We start from the raw sequence: 25,957 nt of genomic DNA on the forward strand, positions 1-25,957 counted from the left end.
CGGTGGTTTTGATTTAAAATTTCAAATAAATAAAAAAGCTCCTTTCAGAGTGAAAGAAGCTCAGTTATATATTTAATACAATTGTATTATTTGTTTTTAAGAAAATCTTTCACGTGATCATTGTGAACTACTTCTTCTTTGAATTGATAAGAACCGTTATCAGTTTTTACCATCTTGATCACTTTAGAAAATTCTTTACCTTTTCCACTCTTTAGAGTTGCGACAACTTTCTTTGCCATAGCTTAATCCTTTTGAACTATTTTAATTAGGAATTATTTAATTTCTTTATGAACAGTCATTTTCTTAAGGATAGAATTGTATTTCTTCACCTCAAGACGTTCTGTTGTATTCTTTTTATTTTTCGTTGTGATGTAACGAGACATTCCCGGCATTCCGCTCGTCTTATGCTCTGTACATTCTAGAATCACCTGGATTCTGTTACCTTTCTTTGCCATGATAAAATTCCTTTTTTTTAATGTTTCCCGCCGCTTCGGCTCACGGATTATTTACGGGGCTGCAAATATAGGTATTCTTGTGAAATAAAAAAGCTTTTTACCTGATTTTTATGTTCTTTTCACCAATTATTTGTTCATATCTGCCTTTTGACTTTTCAGATTTTCAATTTCTTTGATCGTTCTGGGCGCTGATTCCGATAAATTTTCCGGTCCTTTGTCAGTTATCAGGATGTCATCTTCTATTCTAACCCCAATATTCCACCATTTTGGGTCACAATCGCTATTTTCTTCAATATAGATACCCGGCTCTACTGTAATGACCGACCCACTTTTCAATGGGCCTCTTGAACCCGGGTCATGAACGTCTAAACCCAGATAATGGGAAGTTCCATGCATAAAGTATTTATCAGATTCTGAAAGTGATTTTGTAATTCCAAGTTTGACAAGTCCTTCAGCTATAACAGCCGTAGCCGCTTTGTGTACATCAGTAAATGGATTTCCTTTTACACATGCCGCTATTCCCGCTTCCTGTGCTTTCAGGACAAGCTCATAAATTATGCTTTGTTCAGTGGTGAATTTATTTCCAATTGGAATTGTCCGGGTTACATCGGCAGTATAACCATGGTATTCGGCGCCCATATCCAAAAGAATCAGATCGGAATCATTCATCGTTCTTCTGTTGGAAGTATAATGCAGAATGACAGAGTTTTCATGACTTCCACAAATACTGGAGTATCCAAAAGTTTCTGCGCCGGACTTTTTAAATTCATATTCACCGATTGCCTGGATCTGATATTCCGTCATGCCCGGACTTGCATTTTTCATCATTGATAAAAACCCTTTACAGGTCATTGTTACAGCCTGCTTCATCAGTCGAAGTTCTTCATCAGTTTTTACTTCTCTTAAATCCTGCATGATCTTATTCAAGGTAAAACCATCTCCCCGGTCAGTCTTACTATCGATCACATTTTTGAATGCTTCGTCAAGTTCAAACAAGTCTGCATTGTCATTCTTATCGTTAACAATTCCTTTATGCATTTTCAAATGCAGTATTCTTATAGATGTATCAGAAAAAAGTGAAGATCTTTTCAGAAAATCTTCCGCATAAAAAACGGTGGAAACACCGGAAATAATTTTAGCACCTTCTATTCCGGCTCTGCGACCATTCCAGATCTCTTTTGATTTTTCCCGAACAGGAACGAAAAGAATTTCATGTATGAATTTATCACTGACTGAAATAGAATCTTTATAAATCAACAACACAGAATTGGGTTCATTGAAACCGGTGAGGTAATAAAAATTCGGGTCCTGATGATAATCGTAATCAACATCATTGGATCGGTTGCGTTCAGGATTAGCAAAAAAAATCGCAACAGAATTCATCGGCATTTTATTTCTTACTGCTGCTCTTCTTTCCTGATGAAATGACGCAGGAAGAAAATCTTTTTCATACCGGTAATATGAAAAATCCTGTCCGGAAGAAATGTATGCAATCAGTAAGAAGAAAATAGTATTTATAGCTCTGCGCATGAATTCAAAATTAGGCAAAAAAAAAGCCGGTACGAATACCGGCTTAGTTATATTATCTTAAGAGAATCAAATTGTTCCTTTGCGAATAGCTTTTTCTATTGCAGCGCTGATTCCTAATTTGTCAATTGTACGCAATGCAGAAGTTGAAACTTTCAACGTGATCCACTCACCTAATTCAGGTACGAAGAATTTCTTAGTCTGCAGATTCGGGTTGAACTTGCGTTTAGTTTTCTTATTTGAGAAGGAAACACTGTTTCCTGTCATTGCCTTTTTTCCTGTTAAATCACAAATACGTGCCATTTCAATCGTTTTTTAAGAGGCGCAAAGATAGCTTTTTTTATTAATCTCCAACATATTTATTCAGAATTCTGCACATAAAATTGTTCATTTCGTGGCCAGGAGCTCTTTTCGGAGTCCATTCAAGGCATGTAATGCTGTTTCTGTAATGACTCTCAGCCTGTTAGAGCCTAATTGCACTTTCCAGGCTTTTGTTTTTTCAGGTCCTGCAATGACGATCCAGACCGTTCCAACAGGTTTTAGATCTGAGCCACCTGAAGGACCTGCAATACCGGAAGTAGCAATTGCATAATCTGTTTTCAGCATTTTACGGGCTAATTCTGCCATTTGGGTAACGACTTCCTGACTTACTGCGCCATGTTTCGCAATCAATTCGGGATCCACTTTTAGTAAACCGGTTTTCAGATCATTTGAATATGGAAGAACCGAACCCATGTAATAACGTGAACTCCCCGGAACTGAAGTGATCTTATGAGCAATAAATCCGCCGGTACAGCTTTCTGCGGTCGACAGAGTTTTATTTTTTTGGACGAGTAATTCACCTATCAGACTTTCAAGTTGATCTGTTTCATAACCGAAGATATATTCAGGAATTAATTTTTTCAGTTCTTCAGTTTGTGACTCTACTTCTTTTCTTAATACATCTGCATCTTTACCACTTGCTGTGATTCTTAAGCGTACAGTGCCTGCTGACGGCAGGTAAGCGAGCTTCATGTAAACAGGAAGGGCCAACTCCCACTTCTCTATTAAGTCAGAAAGAAAGGATTCTCCGATACCTTGTGTGAGAATTGTTTTATGAACGATCGGAGCCAGATTGAATTTTGATTTTAGCTGTGGAATCACCAGTGTTTCCATCAAACCTTTCATTTCATTTGGTACTCCGGGCATTGAAACAATAATTTTCTTTCCATCATTGAACCACATTCCGGGTGCAGTTCCATTTTTATTGACCAGGACCTCACAGTTAGCAGGAACATAAGCTTGAAGACGATTTGTTTCTGTAATTGTCCTTCCCCTTGAATTAAAGATTTCTTCAATCACTTTAAAAGATGGTTCATGAAAAACCAGTTCAGAGTCAAAATAATCACACAGAGTTTTTTTTGTGATGTCATCTTTCGTTGGTCCAAGTCCGCCAGTGATCAGAATTACATCTGCTCTTTTTTTAGCCTCTTCCAAAGTGGTTAAAATGTGCATTTTATCATCGCTGATTGAAGTGATCTGTTTGACTTTTATACCAATTTCATTCAGTTTTTGACCCATCCAGGCGCTATTCGTGTCTATTACCTGACCAATCAGCAATTCATCTCCAATAGTAATTATTTCAGCTAGGATCATATGGAATTCTTTATTTTGCGAAGGTAATATGAATTACAATTAAGTGTGAATTTTGTATTCAATAAAATATTGTTTTCTGCTACTCGTCTATTGATTCAGTATGCAAGAACTGAGACACACAGCACTTGAAATGACCAAAAGCCAGAACGACTCCATAGGGGAAGTTATACAAGACAACGGAAAAAGGCTTTTCGACTTCATTCGAAACCGGGTTCGGGAAGAGGAAGAAGCAGAAGATATTTTTCAGGACGTCATGATTGAATTAACTCAATCATACCGTATGATGCAGCCTATTGAAAAAATGGCAGCATGGTTATTCCGGGTTGCAAGAAATAAGATAACAGATAATTACCGTAAGAAAAGACCTGTTCTGCTTGATGACCAGTTTTCTTATCGTGGTAATGATGAAGATGAGCCACTTTATATTCAGGATCTGATCAAATCAAGTGGAAAAAGTCCTGATAGTCATTTCGACCGGGCTTTGATCTATGATGCTATTGAAATGGCATTAGAAGAACTTCCTCCTGAACAAAGAGTAGTCTTTGTACAACATGAACTAGAAGGAAAGAGTTTCAAGGAAATGGCTGAGGAGACGGGTTTATCACAGAACACATTACTTTCCAGAAAAAGATATGCTGTGATGGCATTAAGAGATAAGTTGCAATTCCTTTATACAGAATTAATGGAAGGAAAGAATTATTAAAATAAAAATGATGAAGAATACCTGGAAATTAAAAATGGCATTATTTGCATTGGTTGCAGTAGCAGCAATGGCAGCAGTTGTAATGTGGCTATGGAATTGGTTAATCCCTACTCTGTTTCATGGTCCGGAAATCGATTATTTGCAATCAATGGGCTTGATGCTTTTATCCCGAATACTTTTCAGAGGATTCATTGGCGGACCAAAAGGAATGTGTCAGGGTGGACAAGGTGGAGAAAACTGGAAGGGCAAATGGTCGAACCTGACACCGGAAGAAAAAGAAAAAATGCGTGATCTATGGAAAAAAAGATGTGGCAGTTTCGATTGCAACGATTCAGATTCTGATAAATCGAAAAAACCTGAATGATCTTTGATCATCAGCAGCTTATAAAAAAACTCCGGATAACCTTCCGGAGTTTTTTTATGTTCAATCCGAAGTGCGAACATGGCTTTGGCGCTATCTTTGTATATTTGAACAATAAAATAACAGATATGCTTCGCAAACTAATTTTCATTTCACTGGTGGCTTTTTTACCGGGCTGCTCCAAAGGACAATTTAATTTAAATAATATTGGCAAAGAGATCGACAAAACTCTTAATACAGGTGGATTAACGAATCAGGAAATTATTGATGGCTTAAAGCAGGCTTTATCTATCGGAAGTAATAATGCAGGAAGTTCTGCTTCTAAAACTGACGGGTATTTTAAAAATACTTTGATCAAAATTCCTTTTCCTCAGGAAGCAAAAAAAGTAGAAAATAAATTGCGTTCTCTGGGAATGAACAAAGCGGTAGATGACTTTATTCTTACTATGAACAGAGCTGCTGAAGAAGCAGCAAAAGAAGCTGCACCGATCTTTGTAGATGCCGTCAAGACAATGACAATTACTGATGGTGTAAATATTCTGAAAGGCAATGATTCTGCAGCCACTCATTATCTGAGAGAAAAGACTTCTAATTCGTTGCATGCAAAATTCAAACCTATCATTAAGTCGGCAACTCAAAAAGTGAACGTAACAAAATACTGGAATCCTCTTATCACTACATACAACAATATTCCAATGGTCGACAAAATGAATCCGGATCTGGAAGAATACATTACTCAAAGAGCATTGAATGGATTGTTTATTCTGGTAGCACAGGAAGAAACCAAGATCAGAAAAGACCCGGCTGCGAGGGTGACGGATTTGTTGAAGAAAGTTTTTGGCAAGAAATAAGTAATAACTAATAACGAAAAAAGGGCAATCCGGTAAGTACTCACCGGATTGCCCTTTTTTCGTTATAAATTATTTTTAGTAGCCGACAGAAATTTTATCCCCATCACCTTCCAATGGCCGGATGCTCATTACGGGGATTTTTGAATGATTGATTATTTGTTGTGCTGCATTTCCCATAAAGATCCCAGAACCTTCCTGATCAGTCATGATCATAATAAGATCGGCATTTACTTGTGCAGCAAATTCAGAAATTGTAGCGGCTGTATTTTCAGTTTTGAAAACTTTTACTGTGTGTGCAATTTCATGTTCTTCGAAATAGTCACGTACCTGATGAACTTTTACTTCAAATCTTCTTTGCAGATCAACATCAGACATGGTCATTAGACCGGCAATGTGGATCACAGAATTATAATGACGTGCAATTTCTGCTGCGTGCTTAACTTTTTGTCTCGAAGATTGAGAGTTATCTACAGCGAAAACGATATTCTTGAAACCAACTTTCTTTGCATGTGCCTGAACAGAAATTACCGGACAAGGTGCATTCATCACTACTTTGTAAGTGTTGCTTCCAACTACGAATTCCTGAAATCCGCTTGAACCATGTGTACCCATTACGATGATATCGCATGCGGCATCTTCGGCAACGAAATTTATTTTTTTATAGATCTTTCCGTTTTCAGTACGGGGAATTACTTTCATGCCACTATCATGATGTAATTTTTCAGATAGTTCTTTTAGTTTCTCACCGGCAGAAGATTTGATCTTCGTTTCAAATTCCGACTGAGATTTTCCAAATGCAGAACTGATCGCTGAAGCGAAAGAGAAAGATTCAACAACGTGCAACAGAATTATCTCTGCTTTGTGAAGCTTGGCCATAAAAACGGCGTGTTCCAGTGCTAGTTCGGCAGTTTCAGAAAAATCATATGGAATCAGAATTCTGCCGATTTGGAATTTTTTGCTCATGTGGTGTATGGTTTGTTGTTAGTACTGAAATACAGATGCAGTTGTGTCTTTTTTCTCCTTAGGGCGGATAGAAAGAACCGGAATCTCTGATTCGTTAATGAGCTGTTGAGCCGAAGAACTAATGAACATAATATCAGTCCAAGTTAACTCTTCTTGCGTCATGATCATGATCAAATCTGCTTTAATTTTCTTTGAATAACCAACAATTTCTTCGGAAATTTCACTTCCGTGTAAAAACTCGATTGTACAAGGAATATTGTGTTCTACGATGAATTCGTGAACTTGGTTCATTTGACGCTTCAATTTATTCACAATAAATTCGTCGTCAGTTGTCAGAACAGACACCAAATTGATCGTAGATCCAAACAAATTTGCAATTTCAATGGCTTTACTCACCTTTTCCTTGGTTTCTTTTGTCAGATCCAGTGGTAAAATGATGTTCTTACATCCCGTACGGTGCTTTTTACCTTTAATAGTTATTACCGGACAAGGCGCTTCCCGAATTACACGTAAAGCATTGGAACCAATGAACTTCTTGAAGCCTACACTTCCATTTGTTCCCATCACTATAAAAGAACATTTTAGTTTTTTCGCTGCTTTTTGAACTTCCTCATAAACCTTACCTTTTACTGTAAGAGTATTAACATTAATTCCGGCTTCCAGTGAAGTTTCTTCGGCCAGCTTTTCAAGAGCTTTTTGGATTTTCTTTTCCATTGTTTTATCTTCCTTCGCTGAAAAGAAAGGCATTTGAAAAGATTCATCGATCACATTGATCAATGTGAGATCTGCTTTTGTTAACCGAGCCAGATTATAGGATTGCTTCAAAGCAATTTGTGATTGGTCTGAAAAGTCAACAGGAACCAAAATGTGGTTTTTAAAAGCTGCCATAAGCAAAAAATTAGTTTTAATATTGTCGCAAATTTAATCGAATCATTAACATGAACAAAATACCCGAATCAGAACTTATCCTCAATTCCGATAATAGTGTTTACCATTTAAATCTGCTGCCGCATGAAATTGCAGACACAATAATCAATGTCGGTGACCCAGATCGTGTTGCTTTGGTATCCAAATTTTTTCAATCCATCGAAGTAAAAAAACAAAAACGTGAATTCGTTACTCACACTGGAGTTTATAAAGGTAAGCGTATCACTGTGTTATCGACAGGTATCGGAACAGATAATATCGATATAGTTTACAATGAACTCGATGCATTAGTTAATATAGATCTTGAAAAAAGGACTATAAAAGATAAACTGAGTTCACTTAATCTGATCCGTATCGGTACTTCGGGATCATTACAAAAAGATATTCCGGTCGATAGTTTTGTGTTTTCTAAATTTGGTCTCGGTCTGGATGGTTTGTTGAATTTTTACAAATTGCCAAATGATGCTGAAGAAAAAACGATAGTTGAGGCCTTCCGTTTACATTATCCGAACGAAGGAATTTTGTCATTGCCTTATCTGGCCCGTTGTTCTTCAAAACTGGAAGACAAACTTAGTGAAGGAATGTTTAAAGGTATTACTGCAAGTTGCTCAGGATTCTATGCACCACAAGGAAGGATTCTTCGATATGAACTTGCCCGTCCAAATTTTATTGACACCCTCCACTCCTTTTCAAACGGTACCAACCGAATTACCAATTTCGAAATGGAAACCGGAGCCATGTATGGTCTTGCAAAAATTTCTGCTGGAGGTTACTGATATCAATATTTGTTTCTTTTCTGTTTATTTTTCCTTTTAGAACAACTTTTGACAATGCATCATAAATGAGATAACTTCCATTTTCTAAGGTTGATGAAACAACTAGGTTGTCAGAAGATGGATTCGGATAAACCGTAAAGATGCTTTTATCTACATCTGAAATACCTGCACCAATTGGTACCAGCTTTACATGTATAGTATCGAGAACACCATTTGTCAGATTGAAATTCCATGTTTGAGAAATATATCCTGCTTTTGAAAATGAAACAGAATAGGTTCCTGCATCTGCGTAACCGGTATGAAATTTACCAAGTGGATTGGTAAGTGTTGTTATGCCGATGCCTTGAATTACTACATCTACTCCATTTAAAGAAATACCTGTTACTGAATCGACAACTGTTCCTTCAAGATAGCATGCACGCTGATATGTAGGTGCAAAAATGTAGAAGATACCTGTCATGTCTGTTGCAAGAATCTTACCGGAAGTAGTATATGGATCTGCATCCCAGCAAACGTAAGTGCCTGTTGCGTAATTTGCGATTTCAACAAGATTACCCGGACGGACAGCATCTACAATTGTCAACTGGCTTCCATAACTCCGGGCAGATCAGATAATCATTCAGGACCCGAACATTATGAACTTCATTGGCAGAAAAATTACCATTGAAAAAAGTATCGAGAAGAGAAATGTTTCCCAGATCAGAAATGTCGAAACTGGCCAGTGGTTCACCCATACTTTCGTCTGCAGCATAGATCGTGTTGCCATCATCACTCAACCATGTATTATGGTTGAATAAACCCGGTGTCAACTGTGTGGCTTCTAAAACTGGTGATGACTGATTCGTTATATTATAGACGGAAAATTGTCCGGCATAAATATCACTGGTAAAAATATAATTGTCTCTTACATAAGAATCATGACAGTAATTATTATTGATCGATCCTGTGAAAACAGGATTCCAGGGATCTGAAACGTTCAGAAAAATTACGCCATTACCGAGAGCCCCGATGTTATGTCCATTTATGAAAACAGTTTCACCGGCAGCCGTTACAGTATGTGCAGTGTTTAGCTGATTTACAATTACACCATCACCTGTATAAAATTTAGTTGGCGCACTGTCAGGTAAGTACCGAAGATCAATTATTTGTAATCCATTTAAAATGTTATTCGAATCAAAACCTTCACTTACAGCATAGGCATAATCACCAAGTACTTTTACCTCATGCCAGATGCTTGTTACACCCGGAAACTGCATTAGTAAATTTGCAGCCGTGGGATTTGTTATATCAATGATACAGATACCTCGTTCAGCTCCTACAATTGCATATTCAGATCCGCTTGCATGTCTGTAATGCCAGACGCCGGCGAGTGGTTGCCCAATGTTTAATGTATCCATTATGGTCAGATTTTTTGGGCCTTGAGCTTTTAATTCTGAACCGGAGATTAATGTAATACCAAACGCCAGTGCGATAAGAAATAAATATTTTTTCATATTGATCAGTTGATGACAAATTTACCTCTTGAAACTACTGTTGACTTTGCCGAAATGCTGTATTGATAAATTCCTGCTGCAAGATTTCCTTTATGGATTTCGGTTTTATTTCCAAAGAAACTAATCTCAGAAACAATTGCCCCGGCAATATCTGTGATCACCAAAGAATATTTCTCCGAACTTTCATTCTCTATACTAATTGTCGCACTCTGATTAAAAGGATTCGGATAAACGATTGAGGATTTAAGTCCGGCAAGTTCATTTACACTAATGAGCGAGTCGTAACGAACTACAGTATTATTTCTCTGTGAATTATTAGTTCCTTCTGTATAACCACAAACCCATAAAGAACTTCCTCGTATTGCCAAACCATTAGGAGAATCATCAGTTCCATTTGGACCGTCATAATTGGAGATAGCCAGTTGAGAACCTGAAGTACTATATACAAGCGTTAACCAGTTTTTGTTAATTCGTCCTCCACTTGAATCGTTTTCTGAGGTACCTATTACATAAACATCACCATTAGGAGAAACAATAAGATCTGCAGGTTCATCATCCTGATTTATTGGAGAATCATATTGAGGTGGAGTTGCCCATACCGGATTTAATCCGGAATCAAATTTCATAGTTAAAAAATTGAAATTGCTGGTCAATGGATCAGGATCTACATCAGTCCGGAATGCAACGAAAATATTTCCTGTTAGATCATGAGAAATAGCAACAGGCTCATCTTCCCCTAGAGCTACATAACTATAGAAGCCCTGGATGTTTCCACTGTCATCATATTTTATCACAACAGGATCTTCATTAGCCGGAGCGCTTCCGGTTTGACTATATCCACATACATAAATATTATTGCTTGCATCTATTGTCATATTTGTAGCACGATCATCATTTGCAAACGGTCCGCCATAAATAGCAGGTTGAGCCCACACGGGATTTCCGGTTGAAGCTTCGTATTTCAACAAAATAAAATCATCATCATGAACATTTTCAGTTCGTCCACAAATTAAAATTTCACCATTTCCATTGATCAGGATCTTCGAAGGTTCGTCGCGCATATTGCCTGAACCATTATATCGCTGGATCCATTGCTGATTTCCGTTCGAATCATATTTAATAGTAACAATATCATTATTGTCTACAGAATCCAATGGCGAACTATCGCTTCTTCCTGAAACATAAATATTACCGGCAGCATCTACAGCAAGAAATTCAGCCTTATCACTTTGTCCAATGTAATCATATGTTCTTGTCCAGAGAGTGTCACATGTAGTCGGATCATATTTTACAAGTAAAAAATTACTTTTCTGACCTGATACTTTTGTATACCCTATTGCATAGATTCTTCCATTGGGAGAAAGAGCAAGGTCATAAAATTCATCATCATCGTTTTTAATTCCATTGAATGTGTAAGTACAGGTAGTAGTACCACCCGGACTTGTTTGAACGATACTTGCATTTCTGTTCTCATCCTGATGAAATACATAACCGGCTGTATAAGAGATATCATTTGAATCAATAATGATTGAACGCGCACTTTCGTCGAAATCACCATCACCGTTGAATTGTTTAACGAAAACTTCAGAACCGGCAGCATCGTACTTTATAACAGCAGCGTCCTTCTGACTTCCTGTATTCTCTAAACTACCCACGACTAATATGTCTGAACCGGAAAGTATTAATCCGCCGGGCGTATCACCATTTCCGGTACTTGTTCCGTTTTTGAACTGAGTCCATAAAAGAGTTCCACCGGTATTGTACATAACTGTCATCCAATCATTGTCATCTGTTGTACCAGGATCCTGATCACTTTTACCTGTTATGAATATATTTCCGGAACCATCAATTTTTAAAGAAGCAGGGATATCATCCTGTATAAAAATAGAGCCTGTTAATTTCGACCATTGTTGTGTTCCTGCTGAATTATATTTTACAGTAGCGAAATCATAATTTATAGATGATGAATTATCTATATCTGATTGTCCGGTAACATAAATATTATTTGTTGCATCTACACCTATTGCAAGCGCTCTGTCATCCTGATTAGCGGGAGCATTATAAAATTTACTCCATAATAATGAACCGGCTCCACTGTATTTTACTGTTCTGAAGTCATCATTATTTGCACTTTTACTTCTTCCTGTTACGATGACATCACCTGCATTATCAAGAATTATTGCTGCTGCGCGGTCGTTTCCATTACCGCTGTTGTAAACTTGCAGCCATAACTGAGAACCATTCGCGCCTGAATATTTTATTGTAGCAAAATCATCATCTACTAAAGAAGCAGAGCGACCTGTGACATAAACATCACCACTTCCATCAACAACTAAACCTGTCATTTCATGCTTAGCTCCTGTTCTGGAAAATTCTGTTGCCCACAAAAGAGATCCTGCAGGAGAATATTTAAGAGTGACATAATGGTTACTCCCTGAAACAGTATCAGGTTCTGCATTACCACCAATAATAATGTTCCCGCTTGGATCCATTGCCATTGCAACCGGGATATCGTCAAAGTATGCAGGAGAATTCCAAGTTGTATCGAATAACCGGTTACCGCTGGCATCGTATTTTAATAGCAAGATATCGAGATTGGAATTTCCGCCATCCGACGATCCGACAACAAAGATGTTTCCTGAACCATCTACAACAGCAGATACAGCTTCATCGTCACCGGCATTTTTTCCATTTTTTGTTCTTGTCCAAATGGTATCACCATTGGCGTCCATCTTGACAACTAAAAAATCTCTGTAGTTTCCTGCCCGGATGGTATAACCAACAGCAACAAAGTTTCCGGATCCGTCGGAGATAATTGAATTATATCTGTCGGAATTATCACCGGTACCGGCATAAAACGATGACCAGATTGGAGTAATGCTGTGAACAAAAGCATTATTTACGAATAAAATACTTAAAGTTAAGAGTAGTGATTTTAAATTTAGCATAGGTTAAATTCTAATTTGAGAGGGTTATTTCATTAAGTTTCACAAAGGTAAGAAGTTAATTCTTGCTTTTGCCATTGATTGGTAAAACGTTTCAACATCAATATGTGTTTTTTGTTTAAAACTGCCATATTTTGAAAGGTTACGCTTTATCGAATGTTAAAGTTCAAACAAAATTCTGTTGAAAATTTGAAGTTAAATGAAGTATCTTTTTTCAGCAAAGGGTTGTTAAAGGAGACCTATGAAAACATTAAATCGCACTGAAGTAGATGCATTGATCAGATTGTTGGATGATTCTGACCAGGAAATTTATAACCATATTCAAACCCGTTTAGTAGATTACGGAAAGGATGTTATTCCAATTCTGGAAAATGCCTGGAGTAGTTCTATGGATGCAATAATGCAGGAACGAATTGAAAATGTTATTCATAAAATTCAGTTTGATGACCTGAAGCATGAATTACATGTTTGGGCACATTCCGGTTCGCATGATCTGATTAAAGGTGCTATCCTCCTTGCCCGCTATCAATATCCGGAATTGCAGGAAGAACAAATTCAGAAACAACTGGATAAGGTTCGTAAAGATGCCTGGCTGGAGATGAACGATAACCTGACTGCTTTAGAACAGGTGAAAGTTCTGAATAAGATTTTCTTTGAGATCCATGGTTATTCCGGAAATACTCAAAATTACCATGCTCCTCAAAATAGTTTTATCAATATAGCACTTGAAACTAAGAAAGGTAATCCATTAATGTTGTCGCTGCTCTACTTAGAGATCGCTCGTTCAGCCGGCATCCCAATTTACGGAGTTAATTTACCGGAGCATTTCATTCTTTGCTATAAAGATGAGTTGAATGACCCTGTTTCAATCGATGATCATTCTAAAATTCTATTCTATATAAATCCTTTTAGTAAAGGTGATATCTTTAATAAAAAAGAGATCGATAATTTCCTTGTCCAGTTAAAGATCCCTCAGGAAAAAAGTTTTTATGAGCCTTGTTCAAACCGTGATATGATTCAACGTCTGATCCGTAATCTTATGAATTCATATCATAAGCTTGGATTCATGGATAAAGTTGATGAATTGACTTTGTTGATGCGGGCGGTGATTTGATTTTTTTTTCGTCTTTAGTATTTAGTAATTACTGATTAGAAAAACTGAAAGTCAAATTAAAGTTAACATCTCTCTGGGTAAATAATAATTCGTTATTAATTATCACTACTGTCTGATATAAATATTTTCATTTGAAAATATTTTCCCAGATTCAATCCGTTACTTTCAATTTTTCTTTTTTTGTTTGGCCAAAAAGCCGCGCACCAAATCATTTGAAATCTTCATTATTGGTTACATCCCGATTCTTTTCAAAAGATTTGGGGGGGGGGGGGGGCCGCCCCCAGACGCTTTATCTCGATCCAAAGATGTATGTCAACAAAATGAGGGGCTTGATAGAAATTTATTCTGCGAACTGTTGATTTAAAAAATAATTTTCGACCTAAATTACAAAGTTTAATTTTTATCGGACAGTAGTTATTAGTTATTTTTTATTCGTTTAAAAGTTCATTTCCCACTAAACTGGATATCATACAACTCCCTATAAAGCCCTTCCTTTTTAAGTAGTTCCTGGTGATTGCCTTGTTCGATCACTTTTCCATGATCCAGAACAATGATCTTATCCGCATTCTGAATTGTTGCCAATCTGTGGGCTATGACTATGGACGTCCTGTTTTTTGTGAGTGTGGTTGTTGCTTTCTGGATGAGCTCTTCACTTTCACTGTCAATTGAGGAAGTAGCTTCATCGAGAATCAGAATTGATGGATTAAAAACGTAGGCACGAATAAATGAGATCAGTTGTCTCTGGCCAACAGAAAGCATGGCACCACGTTCCATTACATTAAAATCATACTTGCCCGGTAACCTATCGATGAATAGATCAGCTCCAACGGCTTTCGAAGCTGCAACGACTTGCGCTTTACTGATCGAAGTATCATTCAAAGTAATGTTATTGGCGATTGAATCTGAAAAAAGAAAAACGTCCTGAAGAACGACGGCAATTTGTTTCCTTAATTCAGACAATTCAAATTCTCTGATGTCAGTATCGTCAATAGTAATTTTTCCTTTCTGAAATTCATACATTCTACTGACCAGATTTATTATTGACGATTTTCCGGCACCCGTAGCGCCGATCAATGCCAGAGTTTCTCCGGATCTGATCTCAAAGCTTACATCTTTAAGGATCCATTCAGTATCATCAGGATTTAATGAATCGTTATAGGCAAACCAGACATTTTCAAAACGAATATTTCCTTTAATTTCTTTTTGACTGTTCCATTATTCTCAATAAATTCATTTGTATCCAGAACTTTCATAACTCTTTCACTGCTGACCATACCCATTTGAAGAGTGTTGAATTTATCGGCAAGTTCACGGATAGGCCGGAAAAGTAAGTTTATGTACATTATAAAAGCCATGATGTTCCCAAGAGAAACTTCATGAACAATTACTCCACTTGAACCCCACCAGATCAGTAAACCAAGAGATGTTGTCGATAATAATTCCACTACAGGAAAGAAAATACTATAATACCAGACTGACCTGATATTCGCTTTCATATGCTCTTTATTGATCTTTTTGAAGCGGTTCATTTCTTCAGCTTCTCTGTTAAAGATCTGAACTACACTTATGCCTGTTATGTGTTCCTGGACAAATGTATTGAGAGCTGCAACCTGATTTCTTACCTCTCTGAAAGTTTTATTTATTCCATACTGAAAGATCCGGGTTGCAATCATTAATACCGTAATTGTACTTAAACTGATAAGTGCAAGTCGCCAGTCGATGTAGAACATTGCTAAAACTATCAACAGCAGCATTAGCAGATCGCCAATAATAACTATCAGACCTTCACTGAAAATATCTGCAATTGTCTCCAGATCACTTACAGTTCTTGTAACGAGAGTTCCAATCGGTGTATGGTCGAAAAACTTCAAACGTAAACCAGAACTATGCCGGAACAATTTTACACGCAGATCCTTCACAACAGATTGTCCAAGCCAATTTGTTAAATATGTATGGATGTATTGTATTATCGTTTGAAATAGCAATAGACCTACCATGAGCAACATCATGTATCCAAGTCCATTTGCATCTAAATGAATAATATAATTATCGACTGTATACTGGATCAGATATGGTCGTAAAATTGCTACAAAGGCAAGGACTAATGTAAGTCCTACACTCAGGTAAAATTTCTTTTTGTAAGGTTTGGTAAATGCATAGATCCTCCTGAGGATCTTCATATCAAACGCTTTCCCAACAACATTTTCTTTTGACATTATAATAAAGGAAAAGGATATTCTATTTTCGTTAAAAATAAACCATGTGCTGGCACAGAAACACCGGCTTCACTTCTGTTCTTACTTTCAAGTATTTTGCGGAATTGTTCTTCAGATAAGTTCTTTTCAGCAGACATGATGAGTGTTCCCACAATTGCACGAACCATATTCCTTAAGAAACGATCGGCTTTAATAGTGAAAATCTTTTTCCCATTTGCATCAAGTGACCATCCCGCTTCCATGATTCTGCAATTATTTGTATACGTCTGAGTATTTGATTTACTGAAACTGGTAAAGTCAACATATTCTTTGAGAACATCTACAAACTTATTTAGTTCTGCTATCTCCGGAATATTTAAATTATACCAGGCTCTATTGATAAGGAATGGATCTTTATAATTGATAATATGATACTCATATGTTCTGCTTGTAGCTGAGAAACGAGCGTGATAATCCGGTGGTACCTTGAAAATCGAATGCACAGCAATTTCCATAGGCAAAATCGAATTCAATTTATGAATCAGGTCAGAAACATCAGTTATCTCTTCTGTTTCAAAATGCGCAAAAAAATGAAGAGCATGAACTCCAGTATCAGTACGACCACAACCTGTGGTTTCGATCGGTTTTCTGAATAGGATTTCTAATGCCTTATTCAATTCTCCTTGTACAGAATTTGCATTTTGCTGCACCTGCCAGCCATGAAACTTCGTGCCATCAAACGATAAGCGGATAAAATATCTATATAAAACGGATGAACTCATTTATATTAATGTGGATATTCAATCCGGATATGATAAATTGACATTAACATTTTTTTAAACAACTTTTTGATTTCGCTGATATCTTTCAGGGTAATTGGTGCATTGTCAAATTGCTTTTGAGTGATCTGATTATCGATAATAGAATCAACAAGATTGCTAATTGATTCGGCATCGGCATTTTTCAGACTTCTTGAAGCAGCTTCAACAGAGTCAGCCATCATGAGTACCGCTGTTTCTTTTGAGAATGGTAAAGGACCGGGATAACGGAATAGAATTTCGTCAGGTACCATTTCCGGAAAATTTTTCAGAAACGACTGATAGAAATATTGCAAGCGAACAGTTCCATGATGGGTTCTGATAAAATCAATGATCTGTTCAGGAAGTTTATGTTTTCTTGCTTTTTCGATTCCTCTTATAACATGACTTTTTATGATACGGGCACTTTCTTCAAATGAAAGATCATCGTGTGGATTACTGTGTGTATTTTGATTTTCTATAAAATACATTGGCATATCCGTTTTACCGATATCATGATACATTGCTCCGGCGCGAATCAACAATGGATTGCCGCCTATATGAAAAATGGCAGCTTCTGCTAAATTGGCAACCTGCAAACTGTGTTGAAATGACCCGGGAGCTTTCATGGAAAGTTCTCGCATCAAGGGCGCATTTGAATCTGATAATTCCATCAGAGAAACATCAGAAAGAAATCCGAATGCCTTTTCAAAGATAAAGATCAATGGAAATGCGAACAATGTAATTACTGAATTTCCAAGGAACCATTTTAAATTCATCCACTCAATACTCTTGAAATTGGCTTCATGCAGAATTGATACTCCTACAAAAGATATTGTATATGAAAGGAAAATCATCAACACAGAAATGAAAAATTGGACCCTTCTGCTCATATTAAGAATCGTAAAAATAGAGACCATCCCCGCAATTGTCTGAATGAACATAAATTCAAATCCGCTTGGGGCCTCAAATCCTATAATCAAGAGTGTTACTATGTGTGTAAAGAGCGCTGTCCGTGTATCAAAGAATGCTCTGACAATTATTGGCAAAATGCAAACAGGTACCAGATACATGTCGAAGAGATTGATCTTTCTTGCCCAAAGAAAAAGGTAAGTGATGAGTACGATCAGGAGCATTAACAAAAGCATTCTTCTGTTATCGTCAAAAATATCTTTTCGGAAAAGAAAAAGGAACATCACCAGCATTGTCATTGCAAGAGAAACCAGAATAAAATGCCCCATTAGCATAAGCCATCTTGCGCTATTGGTGAACTCCTGATTTTTCATTTCAGCTTTCAATGATTCCAGTTTCTGAAAACGGATATCATCGATGATCTCTCCTTTGAGAATCACTACTTCGTCTTTCTGAACCAGGCCGTGTGACAGACTTATTTTATCAATGAGTTGTTTGGTCCACTGGCGTGTGGCCTGATCATCGTATAATATATTATGTGACAATGCATTTTCGAGCAAAGGAGCCAGCAATGACTGATCAGCAGCAGATATATTTTCAAGTTGCGACTGAATGAAAGAAAATGCTGTTTGTATTGTATAATAATCATTTAGATTATGTTCTTCAGCAATATTATCTTTTACAATCGTTATAATTCCATCCGGATTAATATTTTTTGTTTTATCGTTGATCAGAATTATTCCCTTATCATAGATCATCTTCAATACCTGAACACCTATTGTTTCCTGAACTTGTTTCAGTTTATCCTGCTGTTCAATTTCTTTATAGTTTTTAGCCGAGGTTCTGAAGCGTTTATTCCATACATCAGAAAGTTCGTTCTTAAATAAGTAGATCTTCTGCTCTGAAAGTTTATCATCGAAACGGTAAAACGGATGACTGTTTTTCATGACAGAAGCTTTCTCTTCGTTGAGTTCTGCTTCGGTTTTATTGATGGCAAAATCGAAAGGAGCCATCAAATTCTCAAATGCCCAGGGCTTACCTTTCTGAAAAGTATAATTAAATTGAGTTTCCTTCGGAAGAGCTATCACGATCATCAACACTGTGACGATGATCAATGCGATCTTTGAAATTCTTTCGTGTTGATTGGAAAGGCGGACGAAATAATTCTTCATTTTTTATAGAATGGCAGCAATTTACAACTTTAAACAGAGACATGATTCAATTGTATGGATGATTGATGAACAATGGAATCTTCACAAACCGCTTCCTATTCAAACCATGGTTTTATTGTTCTCACTGATAGAGATAAAACCTGAATTTTCTTTTAAAATATTTGATAATCACACACTTCCCTTCAGAATCGGCTCATAACTCAGAAAGGCTTTTTTTAAGTACATTTGCGGCTTAATTCTAACAATGTTTATGAAAGAGGTATATATCATTTCAACCGCACGTACTCCAATTGGAAGTTTCGGAGGTTCACTATCTGCATTAACCGCTACACAATTAGGTGCACATGCAATAAAATCAGCTTTGGAAAAAGTGAAATTGGATCCCAAGGAAATTCAGGAAGTGTATATGGGAAATGTTTTATCGGCAGGAGTTGGTCAAGCACCTGTGACACAGGCTTCAATCTGGTCAGGTATTCCGGACACTACTCCCGGAACGACAGTAAATAAAGTTTGCGCTTCAGGAATGAAAGCTATCATGCTGGGTGCTGAATCAATAATGCTTGGATTGAATGATTGTGTTGTAGCTGGAGGAATGGAAAGTATGAGTAATGTTCCATACTACCTCGATAAAGCGAGAAACGGATATAAACTCGGCCATGGGTCGATCACTGACGGATTAGTCAAAGATGGTTTATGGGATGTTTACAAAGATTACCATATGGGAAATGCTGCTGAACTCTGCGCAACTGAATGTAAAATTTCCCGTGAAGATCAGGATGCATATGCATTGGAATCATATAAGCGTTCCCGCGATGCATACGCTGCAGGAATGTTCAAGGATGAAATTTCACCGGTAAGTGTTCCTGTAAGAGGGAAAGATCCTATCATTGTTTCTGAAGACGAAGAATATAAAAATCTTAGAGCAGATAAAGTTGCAGGACTTAAACCGGCATTTCAGAAAGACGGTACTGTTACGGCAGCCAATGCATCCAAATTGAATGACGGTGCTGCTGCTGTTATTCTGATGAGTAAAGAAAAAGCTGATAAACTCGGATTAAAACCTATAGCAAAGATCAGAGGATTTGCTGATGCTCAACAAGCTCCGGAATGGTTCACTACTACTCCATCAAAAGCAATGCCTAAGGCAGCTGAAAGAGCGGGATTGAAACTTGAGAATGTAGATTACTTTGAGATCAATGAAGCATTTTCTGTTGTATCAATAGCTAACAATCAGTTGATGAAACTTAATCCTGAAAAAGTAAATGTTTTCGGTGGTGCTGTTTCACTTGGGCATCCATTAGGTGCCTCAGGGGCAAGAATTGTTGTGACTCTACTGAATGTTCTGAAACAAAAAGGCGGGAAGATCGGTGCAGCCGGAATTTGTAATGGTGGCGGTGGTGCAAGTGCAATAATTGTAGAATTAGTATAACATTGCCTTACAAAAACCGTTAAGCAACTGATATGTTTGCAATTTGTAATCTTAGTTTAGTGCCTGTCAGGAAAGAATTTTCAGACAAGAGTGAAATGGTCACTCAATTATTATTTGGAGACCTTATTGAGATTCTTGACAAACATAAAAACTGGTATAAGATCAGGATCATTGCAGACGAATATCAAGGCTGGATCGATCAGAAACAAGTTTCAGTTATCAGCGACGAAGAAAAAGAAGAGTACCATTCAAATTCTTCTTTTTTATCGAATGATATTCTTCAGATCGCTATCTTAAATAATTCAGAGATGTGTACTATCGTAATGGGTAGTACACTTCCCTTCTATTCCAATAAAAGTTTGTCATTTGGTGGCAATAAATATTCTTTCGAAGGGAACACAGTTTTAGCGTCTGCCAAACGACCTGAAAATATCACACTACAAGCCCAGCTTTATTTGAATTCGCCTTATCTATGGGGTGGTAAATCGCCTTTTGGGATCGATTGTTCCGGACTAACACAAATAGTTTATAAGATGTGTGGATACCAGTTACGTCGTGATGCAAATCAGCAGGCAGAACAGGGCGAAACGATCAGTTTTTTAGAAGAATGTAAACCCGGGGACTTAGCATTTTTTGATAATGAAGATGGAAAGATCATTCATGTTGGAATAATAACTCACGGAAACAACATTATTCATGCAAGCGGAAAAGTTCGTTTAGATAAACTGGATCATCAGGGTATTTTTAACGGGGAAACAAAAAAGTACTCGCATAACCTGAGACTTTTAAAAAGAATCGTTTAATATTATTTTTGTTTTACGTATTTCCAATTCCTGATCTTTCCTTCCGACACCCACTCCAACATTGTTTCAAGTCTTTTAATTCTTGTCGTTTCTGTTTTTGCTTCTTCGATCCATTCAACATATTCTTTCTGCTGACTGTTTGAAAATGCATAGAAATTTGTATTTACTTTTTTATTCTTCTTTATTGCTGTTAAAATATAATCAGGAATTTTTACATCAACAATTGATTTTGGTTTAGAATGGGTTGGAGATTTGACACCTTCATCATTCAATTTCATCGCTTTCTTTATGATCGTTGCCAAAACTTTATCTGAAGGAAGATCCTTAAGATCCGAGATCCGGCCAAGCTGACCCATCGCTGAACTGTCCTCTATTTTCTGCAACTCCGGGATCAATGAACCTTTCCAGAATCCAATAGCACAATGTCCGGAAAATGAAGCCATACTGCACATGATCCCTTTATACTGGAAATGAGGGAAACCCCACTTTAGTGTTTCTTCAGTTTCAGGGCAATGTGTATGGACTAATGACCTGAAATGTTTTAAAATGGGCTGAGCAAACTCTTTTGATTGCTTAATATATTGGTCGATAGCCTTGTCCTTTTTCATTTATTTGTCATTTATGATGTTAATTTAGAATAAAAAGGACAAAAAATTGGGTATTGTCCTGAAAAATTAACAATTTTGGCATGAAAATTACGAAGGGTATTTTAACAAAATACTAAATTTTATGAAAAAGATCTACATTCTGTTCCTTATACTAGTTACTGCCTCACTATCAATTTCTTCTGCCCAGAATACTGAAAATTCAATTCCGCTATCACAGGAGAAAATGAGCGTCTTTTATTCAGGTAATGAGGATAATATACATTTAAGTTACACGATTGCTCATGCTTCACCTATCGAGATCAAAATAGTTGACATCACCGGTAAAGAAATAAGGACTGTTCAGTTACCTCTTCAGTTCCCCGGAAATTACTCTGAAATTCTTGATCGTAATTCATTACGCGACGGTATTTATATAATGCAACTTAATTGGGGTGGAAAAAGATTTATAAAGCGATTTATCATTTCATAATTTCCAAACAACTAAAAAATATCAGCGAACTTCAACCGGTTCGCTTTTTTTTTGCCTAACTTGGAGAATGTTACTAGCGACACTTTGTCTACGTTTTTGAAAAATGACTGTCATTCTGTACTGACTTTTATCAAATCAGTCATTTGGCAATTGTTTTGACCTTCCTTGCAGAAGAATAGATTTTTTATTTTAATTATAAAACAACTGAAATGAATCAAAATAATTTAACTCTCAAATCTCAGGAAGCAGTTCAGGCTGCTCAGCAATTTGCTGAAAGCAATTCGCAACAAGCATTGGAGACTTCGCATCTTTTGAAAGGAATTTTTTCAGTAGATGAAAATGTTCTTCCTTTCATTTTAAAAAAGTGTAATGTCAATATTGATAAATTAAAAGACGAAAACGATAAGCTGATTGAAGCTCTTCCAAAGGTCGAAGGCGGTAGGATCTATTTGTCTGACGATTTTAATAAAACTTTCCAGAAAGCAGCTTCCAATGCTAAGGACATGGGAGATGATTTTATTTCTCTTGAGCATTTATTCCTTGCTATGATCAATGGAAAGGATAAGACTTCTGCTCTATTAAAAAATTCCGGGATCAGTGAGAAAGATGTAAAATCTGCTATCAAAGAATTGAGAAAAGGAAGTAAAGTAACAAGTGCCAGTGCTGAAGAGACCTACAATTCATTAAATAAGTTTGCGAAAAATCTTAATGAGCTTGCCCGAAATGGGAAGCTTGATCCGGTAATCGGTCGCGATGAAGAGATAAGACGCGTATTGCAGATACTTTCCCGCCGTACTAAAAACAATCCGATTTTGATCGGTGAACCCGGAGTTGGAAAGACAGCTATTGCTGAAGGTCTGGCGCACAGGATAATTGATGGTGATGTTCCTGAAAACTTAAAGCAGAAACAAATTTTTTCTCTCGATATGGGAGCCTTGATTGCAGGTGCAAAATATAAAGGAGAATTTGAAGAACGACTTAAGTCTGTTATAAAAGAAGTTATCTCTGCGGAAGGCGATATTGTATTGTTTATCGATGAGATTCACACCCTCGTTGGTGCTGGCGGTGGTGATGGTGCAATGGATGCCGCTAACATCCTGAAGCCTGCATTGGCAAGAGGTGAATTAAGAGCGATCGGTGCCACTACTCTTTCAGAATATCAGAAGTATGTGGAGAAGGATAAAGCACTTGAAAGAAGGTTTCAGAAAGTCATGGTTGAAGAACCAAGTACTGAAGATGCAATTTCTATTTTGAGAGGACTCAAAGAGCGTTATGAAACGCATCACAAAGTAAGGATCAAGGATGAAGCTATTATTGCTGCTGTTGAACTTAGTGAACGCTATATTTCTGATCGCTTTCTACCGGATAAAGCTATTGATCTTGTTGATGAAGCTGCAGCAAAATTACGTCTTGAAATCGATTCTGTTCCGGAAGAGCTTGATGAAATGAATCGCAGGATCATGCAATTGGAAATTGAAAGAGAAGCTATCAAAAGAGAGAAAGATGAACGGAAGTTGAATGATCTGAATGAAGAAATCGCTAATCTAAATGAAGACAGAAATCAACTGAAAGCAAAATGGGAATCTGAAAAGCAGATCGTTCAGGGAATTCAATCATCAAAAGAAAAAATTGAAGCATTAAAGTTAGAAGCTGAACAAGCTGAGCGTTCAGGTGATTATGGCCGCGTTGCAGAGATCAGGTATGGAAAAATAGGTGAAGTTGAAGGAAAGTTAAAGGAACTTGAAGTTCAGCTTGGAACAATGCAAATTGAAAAAGCATTGATAAAGGAAGAAGTAGATTCTGAAGATATTGCTGAAGTCGTTTCACGATGGACAGGCATTCCTGTAAACAGAATGTTACAAAGCGAAAGAGAAAAGCTTTTGCATCTTGAAGAAGAATTGCACAAAAGAGTAATCGGTCAGGAAGAAGCAATCAGTGCCTTGAGTGATGCTGTCAGAAGAAGTCGTGCCGGACTGCAGGATGCAAAAAAACCGATCGGTTCATTTATCTTTCTTGGGACAACCGGTGTTGGAAAAACAGAACTTGCTAAAGCACTGGCAGAATTTTTATTCAATGATGAAAATTCAATGACAAGAATCGACATGAGCGAATATCAGGAAAGGCATACTGTATCCAGATTAATAGGTGCCCCTCCGGGATATGTTGGCTACGATGAAGGGGGGCAGCTTACAGAAGCTGTTAGACGACGTCCCTACTCTGTCATTCTTTTAGATGAAATAGAAAAAGCTCACCCGGATGTTTTCAATATCCTGTTGCAAGTTCTTGATGATGGAAGATTAACTGATAACAAAGGCCGGACAGCCAGTTTCAAGAATACGATCATTATTATGACTTCAAATATCGGTTCACATCTGATCCAGGAAAGTTTTGAGGATTTGAATGCATTCAATCATGAAGAGACAGTAAGTAAAACTAAAGTGAAAGTTTTCGATCTGCTTAAAAAAACCATTCGTCCGGAATTTTTAAATAGAATTGATGAGATCATAATGTTCCAGCCTTTGACAAGAGAGGAAGTGAAACAAATTGTAAGAATACAATTTCAATCACTGCAAAATTTGTTGAAGCAAAATGAAATGAAGATCACTGCAAGTGAAGAGGCTATCGAGTGGTTGTCACAATTAGGTTTTGATCCACAATTCGGTGCTCGTCCTTTGAAAAGAGTGATTCAGAAAAAAGTTTTGAATGAACTTTCAAAACAAATTCTAGCGGGAAATATTACTAAGGATGCAGATATTGAATTGAAATTAAATTCTAAAAATGAATTTGAATTTGTAAATATTCATAAGTCAGTTGAAGTGTAATCAAAACACGATTAATAAATTCAATTTAAGTCAAAAAAACCGGTTTTTTACACCGGTTTTTTCATTTTTTAGCATAATATCAATTTTTCTATTGTATTTTTGTTACAAGAAAAAACACTATGAAAAATACAATGCTGTTACTGGCAATTCTGTTTGGATTTAATGTGGCAAAAGGCCAGTCATGTTGTAAAATGACTTCAAACCAATCTTTTGCTCAACTTGCAATGAACGATCAATTTGCTGCTGCTCATTTAGACCCACTTCCATTTGCTGGTGAAAAAGAAAAAGGCAAAGTGATTCAATTTCCGGCAAAAGATAATGCTACGGCGAATGGCTATTTTTTACAAGCAGAGTCACCAACAAAAAACTGGCTTTTCATATACCATGAATGGTGGGGCTTGAACCAGTATATTAAACAGGAAGCAGATAAATTCCGGAAAGAGTTTGGAAACTGTAACATCCTTGCTATCGATCTTTATGATGGTGCTGTTGCCACAGATGCAAAGAAAGCACAGGAATTGTCGTCAAGTATGAAATCTGAGAGAGCAATAAGTATAATTGAAGGAGCTATTGCCTATGCAGGAGGAGATGCTAAAATAGTTTCTCTGGGTTGGTGTTTGGGTGGTGGCTGGTCATTGCAGTCTGCTATGCTTGCTTCAGAACAGGCTAATGGATGCGTTGTTTATTATGGAATGCCGGAAAGCAATGAACAAAAGATAGTAAAATTTCCTTGTGATATTCTAGGTATTTATGGGAAGTATGATAAATTCATTACGTCAGAAATGATAATTGATTTTGAAAGCAAATTAAATGCATCCGGGATTCCGCATAATTTTAAATTTTATAATGCCGAACATGCTTTTGCTAATCCAAGTAATCCTAAGCATAATGTAGAAGCAACTAAAGATGCTTACGCTCTCACCTTGGAATATCTGCGTACAAAATTTAATGAACAGTAACTAATTTTTCGCGAGGATTTTAATATTCCATGCTATAAAGA

Annotated in this window: 23 protein-coding genes and 1 pseudogene; 10 read left to right on the plus strand and 14 right to left on the minus strand. The window is 36.9% G+C overall.

The window, feature by feature from the left end; all coding sequences use genetic code 11:
* Nucleotides 1-86: 86 nt before the first annotated feature.
* The 5 genes from IPL24_01535 to IPL24_01555 all read right to left on the minus strand — a co-directional run bounded on the left by IPL24_01535 (nucleotide 87) and on the right by IPL24_01555 (nucleotide 3,617).
* Complete coding sequence (locus IPL24_01535; GenBank protein MBK8362387.1) at nucleotides 87-239, minus strand: DUF4295 domain-containing protein; 153 nt, start codon at nucleotides 237-239, stop codon at nucleotides 87-89.
* 33 nt (nucleotides 240-272) lie between these two features.
* Complete coding sequence (rpmG, locus tag IPL24_01540; protein MBK8362388.1) at nucleotides 273-455, minus strand: 50S ribosomal protein L33; 183 nt, start codon at nucleotides 453-455, stop codon at nucleotides 273-275.
* Between the two features lie 126 nt (nucleotides 456-581).
* Nucleotides 582-1,985, minus strand: a complete 1,404-nt coding sequence (locus IPL24_01545) for an aminopeptidase P N-terminal domain-containing protein (GenBank protein MBK8362389.1) — start codon at nucleotides 1,983-1,985, stop codon at nucleotides 582-584.
* A 66-nt stretch (nucleotides 1,986-2,051) separates the two neighbouring features.
* Nucleotides 2,052-2,285 (minus strand): 50S ribosomal protein L28, encoded by a 234-nt coding sequence (locus IPL24_01550; protein ID MBK8362390.1) that lies wholly within the window; start codon nucleotides 2,283-2,285, stop codon nucleotides 2,052-2,054.
* A gap of 84 nt (nucleotides 2,286-2,369) precedes the next feature.
* Nucleotides 2,370-3,617 carry a competence/damage-inducible protein A gene (locus IPL24_01555; GenBank protein ID MBK8362391.1) on the minus strand — a complete coding sequence of 416 codons (1,248 nt, stop codon included), beginning with the start codon at nucleotides 3,615-3,617 and terminating at the stop codon, nucleotides 2,370-2,372.
* Nucleotides 3,618-3,747: 130 nt separating this feature from the next.
* Between IPL24_01555 and IPL24_01560 the strand changes: the two genes are divergently transcribed.
* The 3 genes from IPL24_01560 to IPL24_01570 all read left to right on the plus strand — a co-directional run bounded on the left by IPL24_01560 (nucleotide 3,748) and on the right by IPL24_01570 (nucleotide 5,532).
* Nucleotides 3,748-4,320, plus strand: coding sequence for a sigma-70 family RNA polymerase sigma factor (locus IPL24_01560; GenBank protein ID MBK8362392.1), 573 nt, complete (start codon nucleotides 3,748-3,750; stop codon nucleotides 4,318-4,320).
* A 7-nt stretch (nucleotides 4,321-4,327) separates the two neighbouring features.
* Nucleotides 4,328-4,684, plus strand: coding sequence for a hypothetical protein (locus IPL24_01565; GenBank protein ID MBK8362393.1), 357 nt, complete (start codon nucleotides 4,328-4,330; stop codon nucleotides 4,682-4,684).
* A 125-nt stretch (nucleotides 4,685-4,809) separates the two neighbouring features.
* Nucleotides 4,810-5,532 carry a DUF4197 domain-containing protein gene (locus tag IPL24_01570; GenBank protein ID MBK8362394.1) on the plus strand — a complete coding sequence of 241 codons (723 nt, stop codon included), beginning with the start codon at nucleotides 4,810-4,812 and terminating at the stop codon, nucleotides 5,530-5,532.
* A gap of 75 nt (nucleotides 5,533-5,607) precedes the next feature.
* On the opposite strand, the gene IPL24_01575 is transcribed toward IPL24_01570, so the two are convergent.
* Nucleotides 5,608-6,495 carry a universal stress protein gene (locus IPL24_01575; protein MBK8362395.1) on the minus strand — a complete coding sequence of 296 codons (888 nt, stop codon included), beginning with the start codon at nucleotides 6,493-6,495 and terminating at the stop codon, nucleotides 5,608-5,610.
* Nucleotides 6,496-6,513: 18 nt separating this feature from the next.
* Complete coding sequence (locus tag IPL24_01580) at nucleotides 6,514-7,383, minus strand: universal stress protein (GenBank protein ID MBK8362396.1); 870 nt, start codon at nucleotides 7,381-7,383, stop codon at nucleotides 6,514-6,516.
* Nucleotides 7,384-7,433: 50 nt separating this feature from the next.
* Here IPL24_01580 and IPL24_01585 point away from each other — a divergent pair, with 50 nt between their 5' ends.
* Nucleotides 7,434-8,198 carry a nucleoside phosphorylase gene (locus IPL24_01585; protein MBK8362397.1) on the plus strand — a complete coding sequence of 255 codons (765 nt, stop codon included), beginning with the start codon at nucleotides 7,434-7,436 and terminating at the stop codon, nucleotides 8,196-8,198.
* Here the strand turns inward: IPL24_01585 and IPL24_01590 are convergent.
* From IPL24_01590 to IPL24_01600, 3 genes are read right to left on the minus strand one after another with little or no spacing between them, the layout of a single operon-like run.
* Entirely contained in the window at nucleotides 8,131-8,781 is a 651-nt protein-coding gene (locus IPL24_01590) for a carboxypeptidase regulatory-like domain-containing protein (protein ID MBK8362398.1), read from the minus strand. The two genes, IPL24_01585 and IPL24_01590, sit on opposite strands and share 68 nt — an antisense overlap.
* Nucleotides 8,750-9,691, minus strand: a complete 942-nt coding sequence (locus tag IPL24_01595; protein MBK8362399.1) for a hypothetical protein — start codon at nucleotides 9,689-9,691, stop codon at nucleotides 8,750-8,752. The genes IPL24_01590 and IPL24_01595 overlap by 32 nt, the downstream gene beginning before the upstream one ends.
* A 5-nt stretch (nucleotides 9,692-9,696) precedes the next feature.
* Entirely contained in the window at nucleotides 9,697-12,639 is a 2,943-nt protein-coding gene (locus tag IPL24_01600; GenBank protein MBK8362400.1) for a T9SS type A sorting domain-containing protein, read from the minus strand.
* Between the two features lie 238 nt (nucleotides 12,640-12,877).
* Here IPL24_01600 and IPL24_01605 point away from each other — a divergent pair, with 238 nt between their 5' ends.
* The gene (locus tag IPL24_01605) at nucleotides 12,878-13,750 is read left to right on the plus strand and encodes a transglutaminase family protein (GenBank protein ID MBK8362401.1); all 873 of its coding nucleotides are present in this window, start codon (nucleotides 12,878-12,880) and stop codon (nucleotides 13,748-13,750) included.
* 444 nt (nucleotides 13,751-14,194) lie between these two features.
* Here the strand turns inward: IPL24_01605 and IPL24_01610 are convergent.
* The 3 genes and pseudogenes from IPL24_01610 to IPL24_01620 form a co-directional block, all read right to left on the minus strand.
* Nucleotides 14,195-15,966 (minus strand): annotated as a pseudogene (locus tag IPL24_01610) (ABC transporter ATP-binding protein).
* Complete coding sequence (gene truA / locus IPL24_01615; GenBank protein MBK8362402.1) at nucleotides 15,966-16,727, minus strand: tRNA pseudouridine(38-40) synthase TruA; 762 nt, start codon at nucleotides 16,725-16,727, stop codon at nucleotides 15,966-15,968. The pseudogene IPL24_01610 and the gene truA overlap by 1 nt, the downstream one beginning before the upstream one ends.
* Before the next feature lie 5 nt (nucleotides 16,728-16,732).
* Nucleotides 16,733-18,826 (minus strand): HDIG domain-containing protein, encoded by a 2,094-nt coding sequence (locus IPL24_01620; GenBank protein MBK8362403.1) that lies wholly within the window; start codon nucleotides 18,824-18,826, stop codon nucleotides 16,733-16,735.
* A 250-nt stretch (nucleotides 18,827-19,076) separates the two neighbouring features.
* On the opposite strand from IPL24_01620, the gene IPL24_01625 reads away from it, so the two are divergent.
* Together IPL24_01625 and IPL24_01630 are read left to right on the plus strand one after the other, a co-directional pair.
* Entirely contained in the window at nucleotides 19,077-20,255 is a 1,179-nt protein-coding gene (locus tag IPL24_01625) for an acetyl-CoA C-acyltransferase (protein ID MBK8362404.1), read from the plus strand.
* A 32-nt stretch (nucleotides 20,256-20,287) separates the two neighbouring features.
* Nucleotides 20,288-21,058 carry a C40 family peptidase gene (locus tag IPL24_01630; protein MBK8362405.1) on the plus strand — a complete coding sequence of 257 codons (771 nt, stop codon included), beginning with the start codon at nucleotides 20,288-20,290 and terminating at the stop codon, nucleotides 21,056-21,058.
* A gap of 2 nt (nucleotides 21,059-21,060) precedes the next feature.
* On the opposite strand, the gene IPL24_01635 is transcribed toward IPL24_01630, so the two are convergent.
* Entirely contained in the window at nucleotides 21,061-21,666 is a 606-nt protein-coding gene (locus IPL24_01635) for a YdeI/OmpD-associated family protein (protein ID MBK8362406.1), read from the minus strand.
* Nucleotides 21,667-21,787: 121 nt separating this feature from the next.
* Between IPL24_01635 and IPL24_01640 the strand changes: the two genes are divergently transcribed.
* The 3 genes from IPL24_01640 (at nucleotide 21,788) to IPL24_01650 (ending at nucleotide 25,916) form a co-directional block, all read left to right on the plus strand.
* On the plus strand, nucleotides 21,788-22,135 hold the full coding sequence (locus IPL24_01640) for a T9SS type A sorting domain-containing protein (GenBank protein MBK8362407.1): 348 nt from the start codon (nucleotides 21,788-21,790) through the stop codon (nucleotides 22,133-22,135).
* 209 nt (nucleotides 22,136-22,344) lie between these two features.
* Nucleotides 22,345-24,957, plus strand: a complete 2,613-nt coding sequence (clpB, locus tag IPL24_01645) for an ATP-dependent chaperone ClpB (GenBank protein MBK8362408.1) — start codon at nucleotides 22,345-22,347, stop codon at nucleotides 24,955-24,957.
* 119 nt (nucleotides 24,958-25,076) lie between these two features.
* Nucleotides 25,077-25,916 (plus strand): dienelactone hydrolase family protein, encoded by an 840-nt coding sequence (locus IPL24_01650; protein MBK8362409.1) that lies wholly within the window; start codon nucleotides 25,077-25,079, stop codon nucleotides 25,914-25,916.
* The last annotated feature ends 41 nt before the right edge of the window (nucleotides 25,917-25,957 follow it).

It is taken from the genome of Bacteroidota bacterium, from assembly GCA_016711505.1.
Lineage (GTDB): Bacteria > Bacteroidota > Bacteroidia > AKYH767-A > 2013-40CM-41-45 > JADKIH01.